The 18,727-nt window shown below is 70.1% G+C and carries 14 protein-coding genes and 1 pseudogene; 13 read left to right on the top strand and 2 right to left on the bottom strand.

The window, feature by feature from the left end:
- Positions 1 to 75 precede the first annotated feature (75 nt).
- Positions 76 to 2,256 (top strand): annotated as a pseudogene (locus tag ACM26W_RS12115) (DUF3141 domain-containing protein); the annotation flags it as partial.
- 116 nt (positions 2,257 to 2,372) lie between these two features.
- Here the strand turns inward: ACM26W_RS12115 and ACM26W_RS12110 are convergent.
- Positions 2,373 to 2,552, bottom strand: a complete 180-nt coding sequence (locus tag ACM26W_RS12110; protein WP_416140876.1) for a hypothetical protein — start codon at positions 2,550 to 2,552, stop codon at positions 2,373 to 2,375.
- Positions 2,553 to 3,037: 485 nt separating this feature from the next.
- Between ACM26W_RS12110 and topA the strand changes: the two genes are divergently transcribed.
- From topA to ACM26W_RS12075, 7 genes are all read left to right on the top strand, one after another.
- A complete protein-coding gene (gene topA / locus ACM26W_RS12105) occupies positions 3,038 to 5,677 on the top strand; it encodes a type I DNA topoisomerase (protein ID WP_416137247.1) in 2,640 nt (879 codons plus the stop codon).
- On the top strand, positions 5,674 to 6,138 hold the full coding sequence (locus ACM26W_RS12100; protein ID WP_416137246.1) for a DUF6586 family protein: 465 nt from the start codon (positions 5,674 to 5,676) through the stop codon (positions 6,136 to 6,138). Before topA ends, ACM26W_RS12100 begins: the two co-directional genes overlap by 4 nt.
- A gap of 5 nt (positions 6,139 to 6,143) precedes the next feature.
- Complete coding sequence (locus tag ACM26W_RS12095) at positions 6,144 to 6,617, top strand: NYN domain-containing protein (protein ID WP_416137245.1); 474 nt, start codon at positions 6,144 to 6,146, stop codon at positions 6,615 to 6,617.
- 143 nt (positions 6,618 to 6,760) lie between these two features.
- Positions 6,761 to 7,228, top strand: a complete 468-nt coding sequence (locus ACM26W_RS12090; protein ID WP_416137244.1) for a 2-hydroxyacyl-CoA dehydratase — start codon at positions 6,761 to 6,763, stop codon at positions 7,226 to 7,228.
- A 10-nt stretch (positions 7,229 to 7,238) separates the two neighbouring features.
- On the top strand, positions 7,239 to 7,670 hold the full coding sequence (locus tag ACM26W_RS12085; protein WP_416137243.1) for a hypothetical protein: 432 nt from the start codon (positions 7,239 to 7,241) through the stop codon (positions 7,668 to 7,670).
- Between the two features lie 449 nt (positions 7,671 to 8,119).
- Entirely contained in the window at positions 8,120 to 9,712 is a 1,593-nt protein-coding gene (locus ACM26W_RS12080) for an ABC-F family ATPase (protein WP_416137242.1), read from the top strand.
- A gap of 298 nt (positions 9,713 to 10,010) precedes the next feature.
- Positions 10,011 to 10,433: a CopD family protein gene (locus ACM26W_RS12075; protein WP_416137241.1), complete on the top strand. Its 423-nt coding sequence runs from the start codon at positions 10,011 to 10,013 to the stop codon at positions 10,431 to 10,433.
- 37 nt (positions 10,434 to 10,470) lie between these two features.
- Here ACM26W_RS12075 and ACM26W_RS12070 read toward each other — a convergent pair whose 3' ends face one another.
- Positions 10,471 to 10,929 carry a DUF2231 domain-containing protein gene (locus ACM26W_RS12070; protein WP_416137240.1) on the bottom strand — a complete coding sequence of 153 codons (459 nt, stop codon included), beginning with the start codon at positions 10,927 to 10,929 and terminating at the stop codon, positions 10,471 to 10,473.
- Here ACM26W_RS12070 and coxB point away from each other — a divergent pair.
- The 5 genes from coxB to ACM26W_RS12045 are packed head-to-tail and all read left to right on the top strand — an operon-like array spanning position 10,921 to position 18,664.
- Positions 10,921 to 12,045: a cytochrome c oxidase subunit II gene (coxB, locus tag ACM26W_RS12065; protein ID WP_416137239.1), complete on the top strand. Its 1,125-nt coding sequence runs from the start codon at positions 10,921 to 10,923 to the stop codon at positions 12,043 to 12,045. The genes ACM26W_RS12070 and coxB overlap by 9 nt on opposite strands.
- The gene (gene ctaD, locus ACM26W_RS12060) at positions 12,042 to 14,570 is read left to right on the top strand and encodes a cytochrome c oxidase subunit I (RefSeq protein ID WP_416137238.1); all 2,529 of its coding nucleotides are present in this window, start codon (positions 12,042 to 12,044) and stop codon (positions 14,568 to 14,570) included. Before coxB ends, ctaD begins: the two co-directional genes overlap by 4 nt.
- Positions 14,567 to 14,923 (top strand): hypothetical protein, encoded by a 357-nt coding sequence (locus tag ACM26W_RS12055; protein ID WP_416137237.1) that lies wholly within the window; start codon positions 14,567 to 14,569, stop codon positions 14,921 to 14,923. The genes ctaD and ACM26W_RS12055 overlap by 4 nt, the downstream gene beginning before the upstream one ends.
- Positions 14,924 to 14,933: 10 nt before the next feature.
- Complete coding sequence (locus tag ACM26W_RS12050; protein ID WP_416137236.1) at positions 14,934 to 17,360, top strand: heavy metal translocating P-type ATPase; 2,427 nt, start codon at positions 14,934 to 14,936, stop codon at positions 17,358 to 17,360.
- 50 nt (positions 17,361 to 17,410) lie between these two features.
- Positions 17,411 to 18,664: a GspE/PulE family protein gene (locus ACM26W_RS12045; protein ID WP_416137235.1), complete on the top strand. Its 1,254-nt coding sequence runs from the start codon at positions 17,411 to 17,413 to the stop codon at positions 18,662 to 18,664.
- Positions 18,665 to 18,727: the final 63 nt, after the last annotated feature.

The raw sequence follows: 18,727 nt of genomic DNA, 5'->3' as shown, positions 1-18,727 counted from the left end.
TGCGATGCAGCAAAAGCTGCGGATTCTCCGTGGCCCGATGTCCAATTCCTCTAACCGCAATGCCAGGAGCTCGCGATGAATCTTCCGATGCCGACTCCCCCGGCCGCCACGGTGACGCTACTCGACCCCTTCGGGTTCGGACGCGCGGCTGGCCGCTACTGGTTGGATGTCTTCGAGCGCAGCGTGCTCTTCATGGACGTGATGCGCGTACGTGGTAACCAGTACCTCGAACACATCGAACAGACCAAGCCCAGCGTGCTGGGTTTCGAGGCCGAGGTGCTGATGGACGGCCGCGACCTGTCGCGGCCGGTCAACTACGAGCTGTTGCGGATCCTGCCTCCCGCGGGATACCCCACCGACCCGCAGATGCGCCCCTTCGTGGTGGTCGACCCCCGCGCCGGTCACGGCCCGGGGATCGGCGGCTTCAAGCCCGACAGCGAGCTCGGCGTGGCGCTGCGTGCCGGCCACCCCTGCTATTTCATCGGCTTTCTGCCCTACCCGGAGCCGGGCCAGACCGTGGAGGACGTAGTGGAGGCGGAAATCGCCTTCGTGCGTCATGTCAACGACCTCCACGGCGAGCTCGGCGTCGAGAAGCCCATGGTAGTGGGCAACTGTCAGGCCGGCTGGCAGGTCATGATGGCCGCGTCGCTGGAGCCCGACCTGTTCGGGCCCATCCTGATCGCCGGCGCGCCGCTCTCCTACTGGGCCGGTGAGCGCGGCGGGGCGCCCATGCGCTACGCCGGCGGCATGACCGGCGGCAGCTGGATGACCTCCCTGCTCAGCGATCTGGGCGATGGCCAGTTCGACGGCGCCTGGCTGGTGCAGAACTTCGAGAATCTCAATCCGGCCAACACCTTCTGGACCAAGCAGTATCGGCTCTTCGCCAACATCGACACCGAGGCCAGCCGCTACCTGGAGTTCGAGCGCTGGTGGGGCGGCCACGTGGTGCTCGGCGGCAACGAGATCCAGTACATCGTCGACAACCTGTTCGTCGGCAATCGTCTCTCCACCGCCCAGCTGGTCACCTCCGACGGCCGGCGCATCGACCTGCGCAATCTGCGCTCGCCGGTGGTGGTGTTCTGCTCGAAGGGCGATGACATCACCCCGCCGCCCCAGGCGCTGGGCTGGGTGCGCGACCTCTATGAAGACGTGGATGATATCGTGGCCAGCGAGCAGACCATCGTCTACTGCGTCCATGACACCACCGGCCATCTGGGCATCTTCGTGTCGGGCAGCGTCTCCCGCAAGGAGCACGCCGAGTTCACCGCCAACATGGACTATATCGACGTCTTGCCGCCGGGGCTCTACGAGACCACCGTGTCCGACGCCGCCCAGCGCCAAGACGCCGAGCTGATCGAGCGAGACTACCTGCTGGAGTTCACTTCGCGCAGCATCGAAGAGCTCGACCAGGTAGTGCAGCACAGCCCCGAGGACGATACCCGCTTCGCCACCGTGGCGCGGCTTTCCGAGATCAACCTGGGGCTCTATCGGCTCTTCGTGCAGCCCTGGGTGCAGGCCATGACCACGCCCGAATCGGCCAAGTGGATGCGTCGCATGCACCCCAACCGCCTGGGCTATCGCCTCTTCTCCGACCGCAACCCGCTGATGCACGCGATCCCGGTCATGGCCGAGAAGATCCGTGCCGAGCGTCACCCGGTGGACGACGAGAACCTCTTCCGGGTACTGGAATCGATCACCTCCAGCCAGGTCACCGGCAGCCTCAACGCCTGGCGTGACCTGCGCGACGGGGCCACCGAGCGGCTGTTCCTGGATACCTTCGGCCAGCCGCTGCTGCAGTCGCTGGTGGGCCTGGGCGGTGACGCCCACGTGCATCGCCGCCGCCCGGGGTCAGAGCCGGAGCACCGCCGCTTCATCCAGCGCCGCCAGGCCGAGCTGAGCGAGCACATCGCCGAAGGCGGCAGCCACGAGGCGGTGATTCGCGCGCTGATCTTCGTGCTGGGTGGGGCACCCTCCACCGACGAGCGTAACTTCAAGCGCCTGCGAGCCACCCATGCCGAGCTGGAACCTCAGCTCACCGTGGCAGACTTCAAGCGGCTGATGCGCGAGCAGTTCTTCATCCTCAAGCTGGACCGCGAGGCGGCCGTCGAGGCACTGCCTTCGCTGCTCAAGGGCCAGTTCGCCGAGCAGATCGCCGGCCACCTGGAGCACATCGAGCACGTGCTGGCGGCCAGCGGCAAGCTCTCCGAGCACTCCAACGAGCGCCTGGCGCGGGTGCGGGGGCTCTTCGAGCAAGCCATCGATCAGGCGCCGATCATCGAGGCCGAGTCGCGGGCCGAGGCCCAGGCCTGGATCGGCAGCCAGGCCGAGGCCCAGCGCCTCGCCTTCAGCAGCGTGGAAGATCTGATGGAGTCTCAGCCGGTCAAGCCTGCCGACGAGCCTGCCGCCAAGGTCGACGAGCCTGCCGCCAAGGTCGACGAGCCTGCCGCCAAGGTCGACGAGCCCGTCGCCAAGGTCGACGAGCCCGCCGCCAAGGCCGAGCCTGCCGCCAAGGTCGACGAGCCCGTCGCCAAGGTCGACGAGCCCGCCGCCAAGGCCGACGAGCCCGTCGCCAAGGTCGACGAGCCCGCCGCCAAGGCCGACGAGCCCGCCGCCAAGGCCGAGCCCGCTGCCAAGGCCGACGAACCCGCCGCCAAGGCCGAGCCCGCCGCCAAGGCCGACGAGCCCGCCGCCAAGGCCGACGAGTCCGCCGCCAAGCCGGCCGCTTCGCGTCGCCGGACGTCGTCGACCCGTCGCAAGCCGGGTGGCAACAAGCGCTGATTCAGACTCGGCGCGCCCCCTTACAGCGCCCCTGCCACCTCCGTGGCAGGGGCGCTGTCTTTGACGGCAGCATTGACGGCAGGCTTGCTCTCTCGCAAGAGTGCGGTCTAGGGTCAGTAGGCGCCGGGGGTTGGCGCCCACTGGCGCGATGCGGGGCGCTGGGTTAGGGTAGGCGCATTTTTCGCCCGCCGTATCAGGGCGGTATGGCATTGTCAGGCGAGGACTCGAGGTCCACGCCGTGCACTTTCAGTGGAGCACTATGGGAAAGTCACTGGTCATCGTCGAGTCGCCGGCCAAGGCCAAGACGATCAACAAGTATCTCGGCAACGACTTCATCGTGAAGTCGAGCGTGGGTCATATCCGCGACCTGCCGACCAGCGGCTCGGGCAAGGCGGCCTCGGATCCCAAGGAGCGCGCACGTCAGGCTGCGTTGACCCGCAAGATGTCGCCGGACGACAAGGTCGAGTACAAGAAGCGCAAGTCCCGGGAGCAGCTGATCCGGCGCATGGGCATCGACCCCGAGCATGGCTGGGAGGCCCAGTACGAGATCCTGCCGGGCAAGGAGAAGGTGGTCGCCGAACTCCAGAAGCTGGCCCAGAAGGCGGATACCGTCTACCTCGCCACCGATCTCGACCGCGAGGGGGAAGCCATCGCCTGGCACCTTCGCGAGACCATCGGCGGCGACGACGCGCGCTACAAGCGCGTGGTCTTCAACGAGATCACCAAGAATGCCATCCAGGAGGCCTTCCAGGATCCCGGCACCCTGAACATTCCGCGGGTCGAGGCCCAGCAGGCGCGGCGCTTCCTGGATCGCGTGGTCGGCTTCATGCTCTCGCCGCTGCTGTGGGCCAAGGTCGCCCGGGGCCTCTCGGCGGGGCGGGTGCAGTCGGTGGCCATGCGTCTGATCGTCGAGCGCGAGCGCGAGATTCGTGCCTTCGTGCCGGAGGAGTTCTGGGACGTCCACGCCGACCTGGTCCCGCAGTCCGATGACTCGGATGGCGAGCCGGTCCGCTTCGAGCTGGTGCGCCAGGACGGCAAGGCGTTCCGGCCCACCTCCGAGGCCGAGACCCTGGAGCGCATCGCCGCGCTGCGCAAGGCGTCGCTTGCCATCACCTCTCGGGAAGACAAGCCGACCAGCTCCAAGCCCAATGCCCCCTTCATCACCTCGACGCTGCAGCAGGCCGCCAGCGGCCGGCTGGGCTACTCGGTGAAGAAGACCATGACCCTGGCCCAGCGCCTCTATGAGGCGGGCTACATCACCTACATGCGGACCGACTCCACCAACCTCTCCAAGGACGCGGTGGAGAGCGTGCGCGAGTTCATCGGCGAGGAATTCGGCCCGCGCTACCTGCCCGAGGCGCCCAATCGCTACTCCAGCAAGGAGGGCGCCCAGGAGGCCCACGAGGCGATCCGTCCCTCCGAGGTGGGCCGCCGCGCCACGGACCTGGCCGGGATGGAGCGCGACGCCGAGCGCCTCTACGAGCTGATCTGGCGTCAATTCGTGGCCTGCCAGATGACCCCGGCTCAGTACCTCTCCAGCACCCTGACCGTGGACGTCGACGGCTTCGAGCTCAAGGCCAAGGGCCGCGTGCTCAAGTTCGACGGCTACACCCGCGTCATGAAGCCGGCCGGCAAGAACGAGGACCAGTCGCTGCCGGATCTCGCCGAGGGTACCCCCATGACCCTGGCTTCCCTGGACCCGCTGCAGCACTTCACCAAGCCGCCGGCCCGCTACACCGAGGCGAGCCTGGTCAAGGAACTGGAGAAGCGCGGCATCGGCCGGCCCTCCACCTATGCGGCGATCATCTCCACCATCCAGGATCGCGGCTACGTCAAGCTCGAGAACCGGCGCTTCTATGCCGAGAAGCTCGGCGACATCGTCACCGAGCGCCTCAAGGAGTCCTTCCCCGACCTGATGGACTTCTCCTTCACGGCGCGCATGGAAGACGGTCTCGACGAAGTGGCCGAGGGCGAGCGCAACTGGCGCGCGCTGCTCGACGCCTTCTACGCCGAGTTCAAGAAGGAACTCGAGGAGGCCGAGAGCGAGACGGGCATGCGCCCCAACCAGCCGGTGCCCACCGACATCGACTGCCCCAGCTGCGGGCGCAAGATGCAGATCCGCACCGCCTCCACCGGGGTCTTCCTGGGCTGCTCCGGCTACAACCTGCCGCCCAAGGAGCGCTGCAAGACCACCATCGACCTGCTGCCCGGTCAGGAGGCGGTGGCCGCCGACGCCGACGAGGAGGCCGAGACCGACGCCCTGCGCGCCAAGCATCGCTGTTCGAAGTGTGGCACCGCCATGGACAGCTACCTGATCGACGAGACCCGCAAGCTGCACATCTGCGGCAACAGCCCGGACTGCGACGGCTACGAGATCGAACAGGGCAAGTTCCGCATCAAGGGCTATGACGGCCCGACCATCGAGTGCGACAAGTGCGGCAGCGAGATGCAGCTCAAGTCCGGTCGCTTCGGCAAGTACTTCGGCTGCACCAACAGCGAGTGCAAGAACACCCGCAAGCTGCTGCGCAGCGGCGAGGTGGCGCCGCCCAAGATGGACCCGATCGACATGCCGGAGCTCGAGTGCCAGAAGGTCGATGACCACTACGTGCTGCGCGACGGGGCCAGTGGCCTCTTCCTGGCGGCCAGCAAGTTCCCCAAGAACCGCGAGACCCGTCCGCCGCTGGTCAAGGAGCTCAAGGCCCACGCCGAGGCGCTCCCCGAGAAGTACCACTACCTGCTCGACGCCCCCAGCGAGGACCCGGATGGCCGCCCGGCCCAGATCCGCTTCTCGCGCAAGGCCAAGGAGCAGTTCGTGATGACCGACGAGGAGGGCAAGGCCACCGGCTGGAAGGCCACCTTCGACGGTCGAAAATGGCAGGTGGAGGACAAGCGCAAGTGACCCCGCGATCCCGCACCAACCAGCTGCTCTACCAGGCCGAGCTACTGCTCGAGACACCGAGCGGCAGCGATGAGCACGCCGACGCGCGGCGCATGGCGGCGGAGGAGGGCGCCCTGGCGCTTTTCGAGCTGGCGCTGCAGTCGCTGCTTCGCGAGGTGACCTTCCATGCTCGGCTCGAGCGCCATGAGTGGCGCGAGCTGCTGGGCGCCGATGGCGCCGGCATCGCCGAGCTGCACCGCCTGCGCGAGCTGGCCGCCCAGCCCGACAGCTGGCTCGCCTGGCTGGTCACCCGGCTCGAGGCGCTGCATGCCAGTGAGGGCGCGGCGCGGCGTACCAGCGGCGCCGCCGCCGGGCTGATCGCCGTGGGCAGCGGCGCGGCGCTGGGCGAAGAGCTGCGCTGGTGCCTCGCCGAGGCCAAGGCCGAGCTCGCCGCCCTGCGCGAAACCAGCCAGGAGTGGTAGGGCGAGTGGAGCGTGTCGCCATCTTCGTCGACGTCCAGAACGTCTACTACACCACCCGGGATGCCTTCGGGCGGCACTTCGACTACCACGCCTTCTGGGCGCGCTTCGCGGCCGGCCGTGAGGTGGTGGTGGCCAACGCCTACGCGGTGGATCGGGGCGACCCTCGCCAGCGCCAGTTCCAGACCATCCTGCGCGGCATCGGCTTTACGGTGAAGCTCAAGCCCTTCATCCAGCGCCGCGACGGCTCCGCCAAGGGCGACTGGGACGTCGGCATCGCCCTGGACGCCATCGAGGCGGGGCCGCTCGCCGATCATGTGGTGCTGGTCTCCGGCGACGGCGACTTCGACCTGCTGGTGGACCGCCTGCGCGAGCGCTTCGGGGTCCGGGTGACCGTCGTCGGGGTGGCCTCCCTCACCGCCGACGCCCTGGTGCGCGCGGCCAGCGATTTCGTGCCCATCGACGCCTCCCTGTTGCGCTAGCGCGGCCATCAGCCCTGATGCCAGCGCCTTTCATCGCCTCTCGTTGATACACGTCAAGCACGCCGTCCCGCCCTTGGCTAGGATGAAGACAGAGCAGGGCGGCACAGCGGCCGCGATGACGACAACAACGAGGAGGATGCGCCATGCGATTTCATCAGGTGAAGGAGCTGGTCGACTGGGCCGCCGGCTATCATCGGCGGCTCGCCGAGCAGTTCGCCGCCCTGGCCGGGGGCGGTGATGTGGACGAACGGGTGCGCATGGCGCTCGATTATCTGGCCGAGCGCGAGCGCAAGCAGCAGAATGACCTCACCGGCTACCTCGACGACGGCAGCGACCACAGCAAGGTGCTGGAGGCCTGGTTCGATGATCCGGCCGACTTTCCCCATCCACCGGTGCTCGAACGCCTGCCCGGCTGCATCGACTGCGATACCGTGCAGAGCGTGCTGTCCACTGCCCTCACGGCGCATCGCACCCTCCAGGACCTCTATGCCCACCGGGCCGAACTGGCCGGCAGCAGCGACGAGAAGGCCTTCTTCGAGGCCCTGTCGGCGGGCCACGAGGCCGAAGTGCGGCGCATCGCCCGCGATATGCAGCGACTCGAAGACTACTGAGGAGGTCACCATGACCGAACAGATCCTGTCCCCCAAGATGCTTGGCTACTGGACCGAGGAGACGCTCAAGGAGGTACCGGAGGACTCCGGCATCTACTGCGTGTTTCGTGCGGCGAAGGACCCCGAGACCGAGGAGATGGACGTCCAGGAGTTGCTCTACGTGGGCGAGCACCGCGGCGCCCGCTTCGGTCTGCAGAATGACGGACACCGCGACAAGTGGCACGCCTTCCCGCCGCCCGGCGAGGAGATCTGGTATGCGGTGGGCCTGTGCGGCAGCGCCAACCGGGAGCGCCTGGCGGCGGCGATGATCAACGCCCACAAGCCGCGCTTCAACTCGGACAGCCCCTACCTGGAGCGTTTCCCCTTCGACGCCACCACGGTGCATATCTACGGCAAGAAGCGCAAGCTGCAGAGCATCTTCAACGTCGACCGCCACGACTGAGCGGCCTCTGCGAGGCGCCTAACGCGGCCCCGGCGGCTAACCCTGCCGGGGCCGCTGTCGTTGTGGGGCCTGGCTCAGGCTGTTCGCAGAAGAGGCGAGGTGCCCAGCTGAGGCTGAATACTCACTGTGGGAGCTGGGCTCTGCCCGGCGAATATGGTGGGAGCTGGGCTCCGCCCGGCGAATGGAGACCGAAGGGCTCCTGTGCGGTATGCGCCAACGCCAGCAACGCCGCCGGGGCGCCTACGCCGCCGGGGCGCCTACGGCGCCATTCGTCGAAGCGTCGAACCGTCGAAGCGTCGAACCGTCGACGGAGCCGATCTCCCACCAGTCACAACAGCCTCACCTGAGCGTCACGCCAAGCTGAAAGCGCCCTGGCTCAGAGGGCGGTGTGAAGTGCGCCCATAACCGGTACAATTCTGCCCCCTCCATGCACCGACCGGACCCTATCCTTGATCTCCACCGCCAACATCACCATGCAGTTCGGGGCCAAGCCCCTGTTCGAGAACGTCTCCATCAAGTTCGGCAATGGCCACCGCTACGGCCTGATCGGCGCCAACGGCTGCGGCAAGTCCACCTTCATGAAGATCCTCGGCGGCGACCTGGAGCCCTCCGGGGGCCAGGTGATGGTCGAGTCCGGCGCCCGGCTCGGCAAGCTGCGCCAGGATCAGTTCGCCTACGAGAATGAGCGGGTCATCGACACCGTGATCATGGGCAATGCCGAGCTTTCCCAGGTGGCCGCCGAGCGCGAGCGCATCTACTCGCTGCCCGAGATGAGCGAGGCAGACGGCATGGCGGTGGCCGACCTGGAGGTGCGCTTCGCCGAGCTCGACGGCTATACCGCCGAGGCCCGGGCCGGTGAACTGCTGCTGGGGCTCGGTATCCCCCTCGAGCAGCACACCGGCCCCATGAGCGAGGTGGCCCCGGGCTGGAAGCTGCGCGTGCTGCTCGCCCAGGCACTGTTCGCCGACCCCGACGTGCTGCTGCTCGACGAGCCCACCAACCACCTGGACATCAACACCATCCGCTGGCTGGAGGGGATGCTGAAGGCGCGCAACAGCACCATGATCATCATTTCTCACGACCGCCACTTCCTCAACAGCGTCTGCACCCATATGGCGGACCTGGACTACGGCGAGATCAAGCTGTTCCCGGGCAACTACGACGACTACATGACCGCGGCCACCGCCGCCCGCGAGCGCCAGCACGCCGACAATGCCAAGAAGAAGGCGCAGATCGCCGATCTGCAGGCCTTCGTCAGCCGCTTCTCGGCCAACGCCTCCAAGGCCAAGCAGGCCACCTCCCGGGCGCGCCAGATCGACAAGATCAAGCTCGAGGAGATCAAGCCCTCGAGCCGGGTCAGCCCCTTCATCCGCTTCGAGCAGGCGCGCAAGATCCATCGCAACGCGGTCAACGTGGAAGGGCTGACCCAGGGCTACCCCGGCGAGGCGCCGCTGTTCGAACGCTTCGGCATGACCGTTGAGGCCGGCGAGCGCATCGCCATCATCGGCCCCAACGGCATCGGCAAGACCACCCTGCTGCGCACCCTGGGAGGCGAGCTGTCGCCACAGGCCGGCAGCGTGAAGTGGACCGACAGCGCCGATCTGGGCATCTTCGCCCAGGATCACGCCGACGACTTCGCCAATGACGCCACCCTGTTCGAGTGGATGGCCCAGTGGACCGACGGCGGCGAGCAGGTGATCCGCGGCGCCCTGGGGCGCATGCTCTTCTCCAGCGACGACATCGGCAAGTCGGTCAAGGTGATCTCCGGCGGCGAACAGGGGCGCATGCTGTTCGGCAAGCTGATCCTCACCCGGCCCAACGTGCTGCTGATGGACGAGCCCACCAACCACCTGGACATGGAGTCCATCGAGGCGCTCAACCTGGCCCTGGAGCACTACCCCGGCACCCTGATCTTCGTCAGCCACGACCGCGAGTTCGTCGGCTCCCTGGCGACCCGCATCCTTGACATGAGCGAGACGGGCATCACCGACTTCAGCGGCAGCTACGATGACTACCTGAGAAGCCAGGGCCTGTTCGGCTGATCCATTGCGCGTACCGGTGCTCAAGCCTCGAAACTACTGGTGGGAGCTGGGCTTTCCCGCGGTTCGACGCTTCGACGAATGGCGGCGAAGCCGCCCAATGGTGTTACTTGGAGATGCTGTGGTCTCGGCCTTTTCGCCCCGCAGAGCGTGGCTCCCACCAGAAGGAACCAGCCTGGGTGGCAGCTATCAGGCCACCAGTAGTCTCGATGGCTGATTCGCAACTTGGCCGTGGGGCCGCCGCTGGACTAGGGTAAAGGGGTTGCCGGCCCAGAAGGCCGGCTCCGCTGCAAGGACGCCCATGCCCTGGATCAAGTTTCTCCATATCATCGCCCTGGTGAGCTGGTGCGGGCTGCTGCTCTACCTGCCGGCGATGCTCTGCCAGCTGGCTCGGCCGCAGCGGGTGCCCGAGGGCTTTTCGCCGGGCGCGCCGCCGCTGCCGCGGTTGCTCTACAACAGCCTGGCGAGTCCCGCCGCGCTGCTCGCCATCGCCTCCGGTACCCTGCTGTTCCTGCTGCACGGTCTGGCCGGCCCCTGGCTGGTGCTCAAGCTGCTGGCGGTGAGTGCCATGGTGCTGGCCCACGGGCTGTGCGGCTGGCTGCTGCTGCGCCTGGAGCATGGTCAGCCGCGCGGGGTGGCCGCTGGCGCGGCAGTGGCAGGCGGGGTGGCAGGGCTCGCCATGCTGGCGGTGGTCGGCCTGGTGCTGGCCAAGCCGGAACTCTGAGGCCCGGGGAGGAGAGGGAATGCCGAAGTCTCACACCTCAGTCGTCGAGGTCCACGCCCACCGCATGCTCATAGACCAGCTGCCCGCCCAGAAAGCCGGCCAGGGCGATCAGCGCCGCGGTGGCCAGGCTCAGGACCAGCCCCCAGGGCAGCAGCGCCTCGCCGAGGAAGCGCCACAGCCAGTTCAGCGAGGCCAGCGACAGCAACACCACCGCCACCATGGCGTGGCTCCAGGCGGTGATCAGGCGGCGAATCCGCCGGACCGTCAGCAGGTCGACGAGCCCGGCCAGGCTGGCGACCCAGCCGCCGATGGCGCCCACCCCGGCCAGCCACAGCGAGGCGCGGGCCCAGAAGGGGTCCTGGGTGTAGAGGTAACCCAGGTCGCTGGCCACCAGGCCGAGCAGGGCGGCCACCGGGAAGTGAATCATCACCGGATGCAGCGGATGGCCGGCGACGGCGGCGCGGCTGTGGATGGAGCGCTGGGGGGGATGACTCATGGCGGCGTCCCTGTCGATGGCGTTGGGGGGAATCACGTTATCGACAGTGAAGGCCGCCGCGGCCGGCGGGTCAACTCGAACCCGCGCCCCCCGGCGCTGCCCGCCTTGTTTGTCCTGGTGCTTGTCACGGCGCTGGCCGGCTGCAGCGGCAGCCATTCCATCCTCGACCCGGCGGGGCCCGCGGCCCGGGACGTGGCCTGGCTGTGGTGGGGCATGCTGATCGGCTTCGGGCTGGTGTTCCTGGCGGTGGTGGCGCTGTGGCTGGCCGCCTTCCGCCCGCGTGAGCGCCCCGAGCGAGGCCCCGGCCAACGCCATAGCCCCGATGAGGAACGCCGCCTGGGCCTGCGCTGGATCCTCGGCGGCGGCATCCTGCTGCCGGGGGTGACCATCCTGGTGTTGCTCGCCTTCGGGGTGCCCGCCGGGCAGCGCCTGCTGTCCCTGCCGCTGCCCGGCGGCGAGACGCCGCGGGTGATCGAGGTTACCGGCCACCAGTGGTGGTGGGAGGTGCGCTACCCGGACGAGGCGGGCGAGGTCGTCACCGCCAACCACCTGGTGATGCCCGTCGGCGAGCCGGTGGACTTCCACGTCACCGGCGCCGACGTCATCCACGCCTTCTGGGTGCCGCGCCTGGGCGGCAAGATCGACATGATCCCCGGGCGCATCAATCGCATCCGCCTCCAGGCCGACACGCCCGGGGTGTTCGGCGCCCAGTGTGCCGAGTACTGCGGTGTGCAGCACGCCCATATGCAGCTCCACCTGGAAGCCGTGCCGCCGGAGGCGTTCGAGGCCTGGCTGGCGGCGCGGCGCGAGCCAGCCAGGCCTCGAACGCCTCCGGCCGACGACCACGCCCCGGCCCGCGACACCTTCATCGAGCAGTGCGCCCGCTGCCATCGGGTGGCCGGGCTCTCCGACGGCGACACCGGCCCCGATCTCTCCGACATCGGTGCCCGCGCCACCCTCGGCGCCGGCACCCTGGCCATGGAGGAGGGCGCCATCGCCCGCTGGCTGGCCGAGCACCAGCGCCTCAAGCCGGGCAATCGCATGCCCGCCCATGACCATCTCGCGCCCGAGGCCCTCGAGGCCCTGGGCGCCTGGCTGGAGACCCGGGTGCCATGAGCGAAACGATGCGACCCACCCCCGAGGCCGAGCGCCTGCACCGCGAGATGGAAGCCGTGTGGGGCAATCCGCCCGGCTGGCGCGGCCGGCTCAACGTGGTGAACCACAGCACCCTGGGGCTGCGTTTCATGGTCACGGGCCTGGTCTTCTTCCTGCTCGGCGGGGTGCTGGCGATGCTCATTCGCACCCAGCTGGCGCTGCCCGACCAGGCCTTCATGTCGCCGGAGATCTACGCCCAGGTCACCACCATGCACGGCACGGTGATGATGTTCCTGTTCGCCATTCCCATGCTGGAGGGGCTGGCGATCTACCTGATTCCCAAGATGATCGGCGCCCGCGACCTGGCCTGTCCGCGGCTCACCGCCTTCGGCTACTGGTGCTACCTGTTCGGCGGCATCATCCTCTTCGCCAGCCTGCTGCTGGAGATGGCCCCGGACAGCGGCTGGTTCATGTACACCCCGCTGAGCAGCAGCGAGTATGCGCCCGGGCCGGGCTCCGACTTCTGGCTGCTGGGCATCACCTTCGTGGAGATCTCGGCGCTGGCCGCCGGGGTGGAGCTCACGGTGTCGATCCTGCGCACCCGGGCGCCGGGCATGGCGCTGCACCGCATGCCGCTGTTCGCCTGGTACATCCTGGCCATGGCGCTGATGATCGTGGTGGGCTTCCCGCCGCTGATCCTGGGCAGCGTGCTGCTGGAGCTGGAGCGCGCCGCGGGGATGCCCTTCTTCACGGTGGCCGGCGGCGGCGACCCCATCCTCTGGCAGCACCTCTTCTGGCTGTTCGGCCACCCCGAGGTCTACATCATCTTCCTGCCCGCGGCGGGCATCGTCTCGACGCTGATCCCGGTGTTCGCCGGGCGGCCCATCGTCGGCTACGGCTGGGTGGTGGCGGCCATCGTCATCACCGGTTTCATCAGCTTCGGCCTGTGGGTCCACCACATGTTCACCGTGGGCATTCCCCAGCTCGCCCAGGCCTTCTTCTCGGCGGCCAGCATGCTGGTGGCGGTGCCCACCGCCATCCAGGTGTTCGTGTGGCTGGCGACCCTGTGGCTGGGCCGGCCGCGCATGACCCTGCCGATGCTGTGGATCACGGGCTTCCTGGTGATCTTCGTCTGCGGCGGGCTGACCGGGGTGATGCTGGCGCTGGTGCCCTTCAACTGGCAGGTCCACGACACCCATTTCGTGGTGGCCCATCTGCACTATGTGCTGGTGGGCGGCATGTTCTACCCGCTGGTGGCCGGCGCCTACTACTGGCTGCCGCTGGTCACCGGGCGCCTGCCCTCGGAGCGCCTCGGCCGGCTCGGCTTCTGGCTGACCTTCCTGGGCTTCAACCTCACCTTCCTGATCATGCACTGGACGGGGCTGCTGGGGATGCCGCGGCGCGTCTACACCTACGACAGCGCCATGGGCTGGGACCTCTACAACCTGATCTCCTCGGTGGGCGGCTTCATGATGGCGGCGGGCATCGCCGTGGTGCTGGCGGATCTCCTGCTCCACGGCCGCTACGGGCGCATCGCGCCGCGCAACCCCTGGGGGGCCGACACCCTGGAGTGGAGCCTGGCGATGCCGCCGGCCAACTACAATTTCGCCAGCCTGCCCCGGGTGGAGAGCCGCCATCCGCTGTGGGAGACGCCCACCCTGGGCGACGAGATCGCCCGCGGCGAGCACGCCCGGCCCGGCGCCGCCCACGGCCGCCGCGAACTGCTCGGCGGCGAGGCGCTGACCGGGCGGGTGCGCGAGCTGATCCACCTGCCCGGCAACAGCCTGCTGCCGCTCTTTGCGGCCCTGTGCCTGGCCGTGGTCTGCGTCAGCCTGCTGGTGCGCCTCTATCCCCTGGCGCTGCTGGGTCTGGCCGGCGCGGGCGTGCTGCTGCTGCGCTGGTCCTGGGAGAACGGCGGCCATTCCCGGGCCGCGCCCCTGGGCCATGACGAGCCCACGGACCCGCCGCTGCACTCGCGCACCGCCGATGGCCCCGGGCGCTGGACCATGGGAATCGCGCTGCTCGCCGACGGCGCCTTCTTCCTCTCGCTGCTGTTCGGCTGGTTCTACCTCTGGACGGTCTCGCCCGAGTGGCGGATGCCCGCTCAGTCGCCGCTCTCGCTGCCGCTGCTGCTGGCCTCCGGGGCGGCCCTGACCCTGGGCACCCTGTGGCTGGAGCGGCGGGTGGCGACGCTGCGGCGCGGGGGCGAGGCGGGCCTCACCCTGGCTTTCGCGGGCATCGCCGCGCTGGGCGGGCTGCACGTGGCGCTGCTGGTCGGGGTGCTCATGGCCGCGGGGCTTGCACCCACCGCCACGGCCCACGACGCCACCCTGCTGGTGGGGCTCGCCTACCTGCTCGCCCACGGTGGACTGGCCGCCGTGCTGGCCGCGCTGCAGGCCTGGCGGGCGGGGCTCGGCCTGGTCGGCGCCCGGCTGCCCTTCGAGCCGGGTGTCGTGGCGCTGCTGTGGCGCTACCAGCTGGCCGTCTACTGGATCCTGACGGCGGCCATCGTGCTGCTGCCGCGGCTGACGGGAGCCGGGCCATGAAGTCGCTGCGTCGATGGCTGGGGCCGAGCCACCCCGCCCAGCTGCTGCTCGGGCTCACCCTCTGGAGCCTGTGCTTCGTGGCGCTCTACGCCGGCCTCTCGGTGGCCTGCGCGCTGGCGCCGCCGGCACCGGGGCAGGGCGCGCTCACCGCCATCAATGCCGGGCTGGGGCTGCTCACCCTGGCGACCCTGTCGCTGCTCGTCTGGCTGGCCTGGCGGGGGCTGCGCGCCGGCCGCGAGAGCGTGGGCAGGCCACGCTTCATCGCCCTGGTGGGGGCCGGGCTGCATCTCTATTCGGCGGCGGGGGTGGCCTTCGTCGGCCTGCCGATCGTGGCTATGCCGCCCTGCCTGTAGGGGAGGGATCATGGCCCATCGCGACGCCGCCTCCCTCGCCGCTGAACGAGACGCCCCGACCCTGGCCGGGAGCGCTGCCCCCGGGGCCGCCGCTGGCGGCGACGCCCAGCTGCTGCGCTCGGTGGAGGGCATGTGGTGCACCAGCTGCGCCCTGGCCATCGAGTACCGCCTGCGGCGCCTACCCGGGGTGAGCCGGGCGGGGGTCGACTACCTCTCCGCCACCCTGCTGGTGGAGGGGGCGCCAGACGCCGTGACACCTGAGCGAATCGGCGCGGCGGTGGGGCGGCTCGGCTACCGATTGTGCGACCTGGCATCGGCGCCGGATGCCCGCCACCGCCTGGACGCCGAGAGCCGAGCCCTGGCGGGGCGGCTGCTGGTGGCCGCGGCGTTCGGCATGTGGACCATGCTGGCGTCGCTGTTGATCTACGCGGGCGCGCTGCCCGAGCCGCGCCTGGAACGGGTGCTGGCCTGGGTCTCCGGCGCCTTCGCGCTGCCGGTGGTGACGATCGCCGCCTGGCCCTTCTACCGCGCCGCCTGGCGCACCCTGCGCGCCGGCCGACCCGGCATGGACGCCCTGGTCTCGCTGGGCGTCCTCGGGGCGCTCATGGTCTCCGTGTGGCTGCTGGGCCGCGGCTCGGCGGAGGTCTACTTCGATACCGCGGTGATGCTGGTGGTGCTGCTGCTGGCGGGGCGCTGGGGGGAGACCCTGGCGCGCTATCGCGGGCTGCGCGCCCTGGAAGGGCTGGCCCCGCTGCCCGAGTGGGTCTGTCGGCTGAGGGAGGGTCGAGTTGAGGGAGCCGGCGAGCATAAGGGCGAGGGGGACGGCGAGCATGAAGAGGGGAGCGGCGAGCATGAAATATCCCTCCAGACGGTGCCCGTGACCGAGGTGGTCCCCGGCGAGCGGATCCGCGTGGCGACCGGCGAGACCCTGGCGCTGGACGGCGAGCTGCTCGACCCCGAGGCACGGCTCGACCTCGCCCTGCTCACCGGCGAGAGCCGCCCGCGTACCCTGACGCGGGGGGCGGTTCTCACGGCGGGCTGTCGCAACCTGGGCGAGCCCGTCACTCTGCGCGTGACCACCGGAGTGGGCGCACGGCGGCTGGATGGCCTGCACCGCCAGGTGCAGGCCCTGCAGGCGGGCAAGGGCGAGCTGCGCCGCCTGGCGGACCGCTTCGCCGCCTGGCTCAGCCCCATCGCCCTGGCGCTCGCGCTGGTCACCCTGGCCGCGCTGCTGCTGGCCGGGGTGCCCGCGGAGGAGGCCGCGGTGCGGGCGCTGTCGGTGCTGGTGGTGGCCTGCCCCTGCGCGGTGGGGCTGGCGGTGCCGATGGCCAGCCTGGCAGGCACCGCCCGAGCGCTGGATGCCGGCGTGGTGTTTCGCGACCCGGCGGCCCTGGAACTCGCCGGCCAGGCCCGCGCCGTGGCCTTCGACAAGACCGGCACCCTGACCCGCGGCACCCTGCGCCTGGCGGCCCTGCGCCCGGCCCCGGGAGGGAACGACGACGCGCTGCTGGCCCTGGCGGCCCGGGCCGAGTGGGGCAGCGAGCACCCCCTGGGGCTGGCGATCCGCGCCGCCGCCGCCGAGGCGCGGATCGCCCCGGGGCAGGCGCCGACGGCGATCGCCGAGCACCCCGGCCGGGGGCGCGAGGTGCGCGAGGCCGACGGCACGCGCCTGCGGATCGGCGCTCCCGGCTGGCTGATCGCCGGGTGGAAATCCCCGGGCGCGTCCTTGTCCGAGCGCGCGTCCTTGTCTGAGCTAGTGGCGCCGCCCGAGCGTGAGGCCGGGCCGCCCTGGGCCACCGAGGTGGCACTCTCCCGCGACGGGGCCTGGCTCGGCTCGCTCTGGCTCGAGGACGAGCCCGACCCCTCGGCGTCGGCCACGCTTGAGGCGTTGCGCCGCCGAGGCCTGGTGCTGGCGCTGATCAGCGGCGACCGCCCGGCGCTGGTGCGCCGCCTCGGCGGGCGCCTGGGGCTGGCGCCCGAGGCCTGTTTCGGCGCCCGCTCCCCGGAGGCCAAGCGCCAGCTGGTGGCGGCGCTGCCGGCGCCGCTGCTCTTCGTGGGGGACGGCATCAACGACGCCCCGGCCCTGGCCGCGGCGACGGTGGGGGTGGCCACCGCCGACGCCAGCGCCGCCGCCCGGGACGCCGCGGCCATCCAGCTGCTGGGCGCCGGCGTGCACGGCGTGCCGACGGCGCTGGCTATCGCCCGCGCCACTCGCCGGGTGATGCAGCAGAACCTGGCCCTCTCGGCGCTCTACAACGCCCTGGCCCTGGGGCTCGCCGCCTGGATGGTGATCCCGCCCCAGGTGGCGGTGCTGGCCATGGTGGCCAGTTCGCTATCGGTGGTGGGCAACGCCGCCCGGCTGGGGCTGGGCGGGTCCTCTGCCGACGGACCCGACCCGCCTGCCCCCGCGCGAGCAGCGCCCGGGGATAGCGCCTAGGCTGAGAATTCTCGCACCCTCGACGGGTGCCCCGACGGATGAGGACCCCAATGGCCGATGAGACGACCCGAACCGACCACCGCCGCCTGCTGGCGAGGCTGCTGCCGCTGCTCGAGACCCCGCCGGCCGGCGGCGAGGACGTGCTGGAGGCCCACGCCCTGCTCGAGGACGCCCTGCGCGCCCGGGCCACCGATATTCACCTGGATCCCCATCAGGAGCACCTGCGCATCCGCCTGCGCATCGATGGCCGGGTGATCGAGGCCCTGCGCATCGATGCCGGCACGGGGGCGCGCCTGACCAACCAGTTCAAGGTGCTGGCGGGCCTCAATCCGGTGCCGTCGCTGGCCGCCGCCGAGGGCAGCTTCAGCTGGCCGCCCGGCGAAGAGGGCAGTGAGGAGACCTTCCTGAGGGTCACGGCGGTGAGCTGCGTGGCCGGCGAGAAGATGGCGATCCGCTTCCTGGCACCGCCGGAGACGTTTCGGGACACCCTGTCGCTGGGCATCGGCGAGCAGGGCGCGCGGGGGATTCTGCGCTGGATGGACGCCACCGGGGGCATGCTGCTGGTGGCCGGCCCCACCGGCTCGGGCAAGACCACGACCCTGTACACGCTGCTCAACCAGCTGCGCCTCACCGACAGCCACGTGATCACCCTGGAGGATCCCGTGGAGTACGAGATTCCCGGGATCAACCAGATCCAGGTGGACGAGGCCAGCGGCCTGGACTTCGCCACCGGCATCCGCTCGCTGCTGCGCCTGGACCCGGACTATGTGCTGATCGGCGAGATCCGCGATCCCGACTCCGCCCGGGCCGCCCTCAGCGTGGCCGGCAGCGGCCGCTCGCTGATGGGCACCCTGCACAGCCGCGATGCGGTGGGGGTGGTCTCCAGCCTGCGCCACCTGGGGCTGGGGGACGCCGAGATCAGCGCCAACCTGGGGCTGGTGGTGGCCCAGCGCCTGGTGCGCCGGCTCTGCGAGCACTGCCGGGAGCGGGGGCCCTTGCCCGAGCGCGAAGCCGTGTGGCTGGAGGCCATGGGGGTGGCGCTGCCCGAGGAGGCCTGGCTGCCCGGCGGCTGCGACCGCTGCGACGGCCTGGGCTTTCGCGGGCGCACCGGGGTCTTCGAGGTGTGGCAGCCCACCGCCGCCGACCACGGCCGGATCCTGCGGAATGCCGATGAATCGCGCCTGCGCCGCGCCCTGCTGGAGCGCGGCGAGACGCTGATGCTGCAGGACGGCCTGACCAAGGCCGAGCAGGGGACCACCAGCCTGCGCGAGGTGCTGCGCATGGGCGCGCTGCTGCCCTCATGAGGCAGTAGCGACGGGCCCCCACCGTAGGAGCCCGATGTATCGGCGATTGGCGGCGTCACCCGG

It is taken from the genome of Halomonas sp. HK25 (genome assembly GCF_047795635.1).
In the GTDB taxonomy this organism is placed as follows: Bacteria; Pseudomonadota; Gammaproteobacteria; order Pseudomonadales; family Halomonadaceae; genus Halomonas.
The sequence above is the reverse complement of the archived record's forward strand: the minus strand, read 5'-3'. Positions and strand labels throughout refer to the sequence as shown.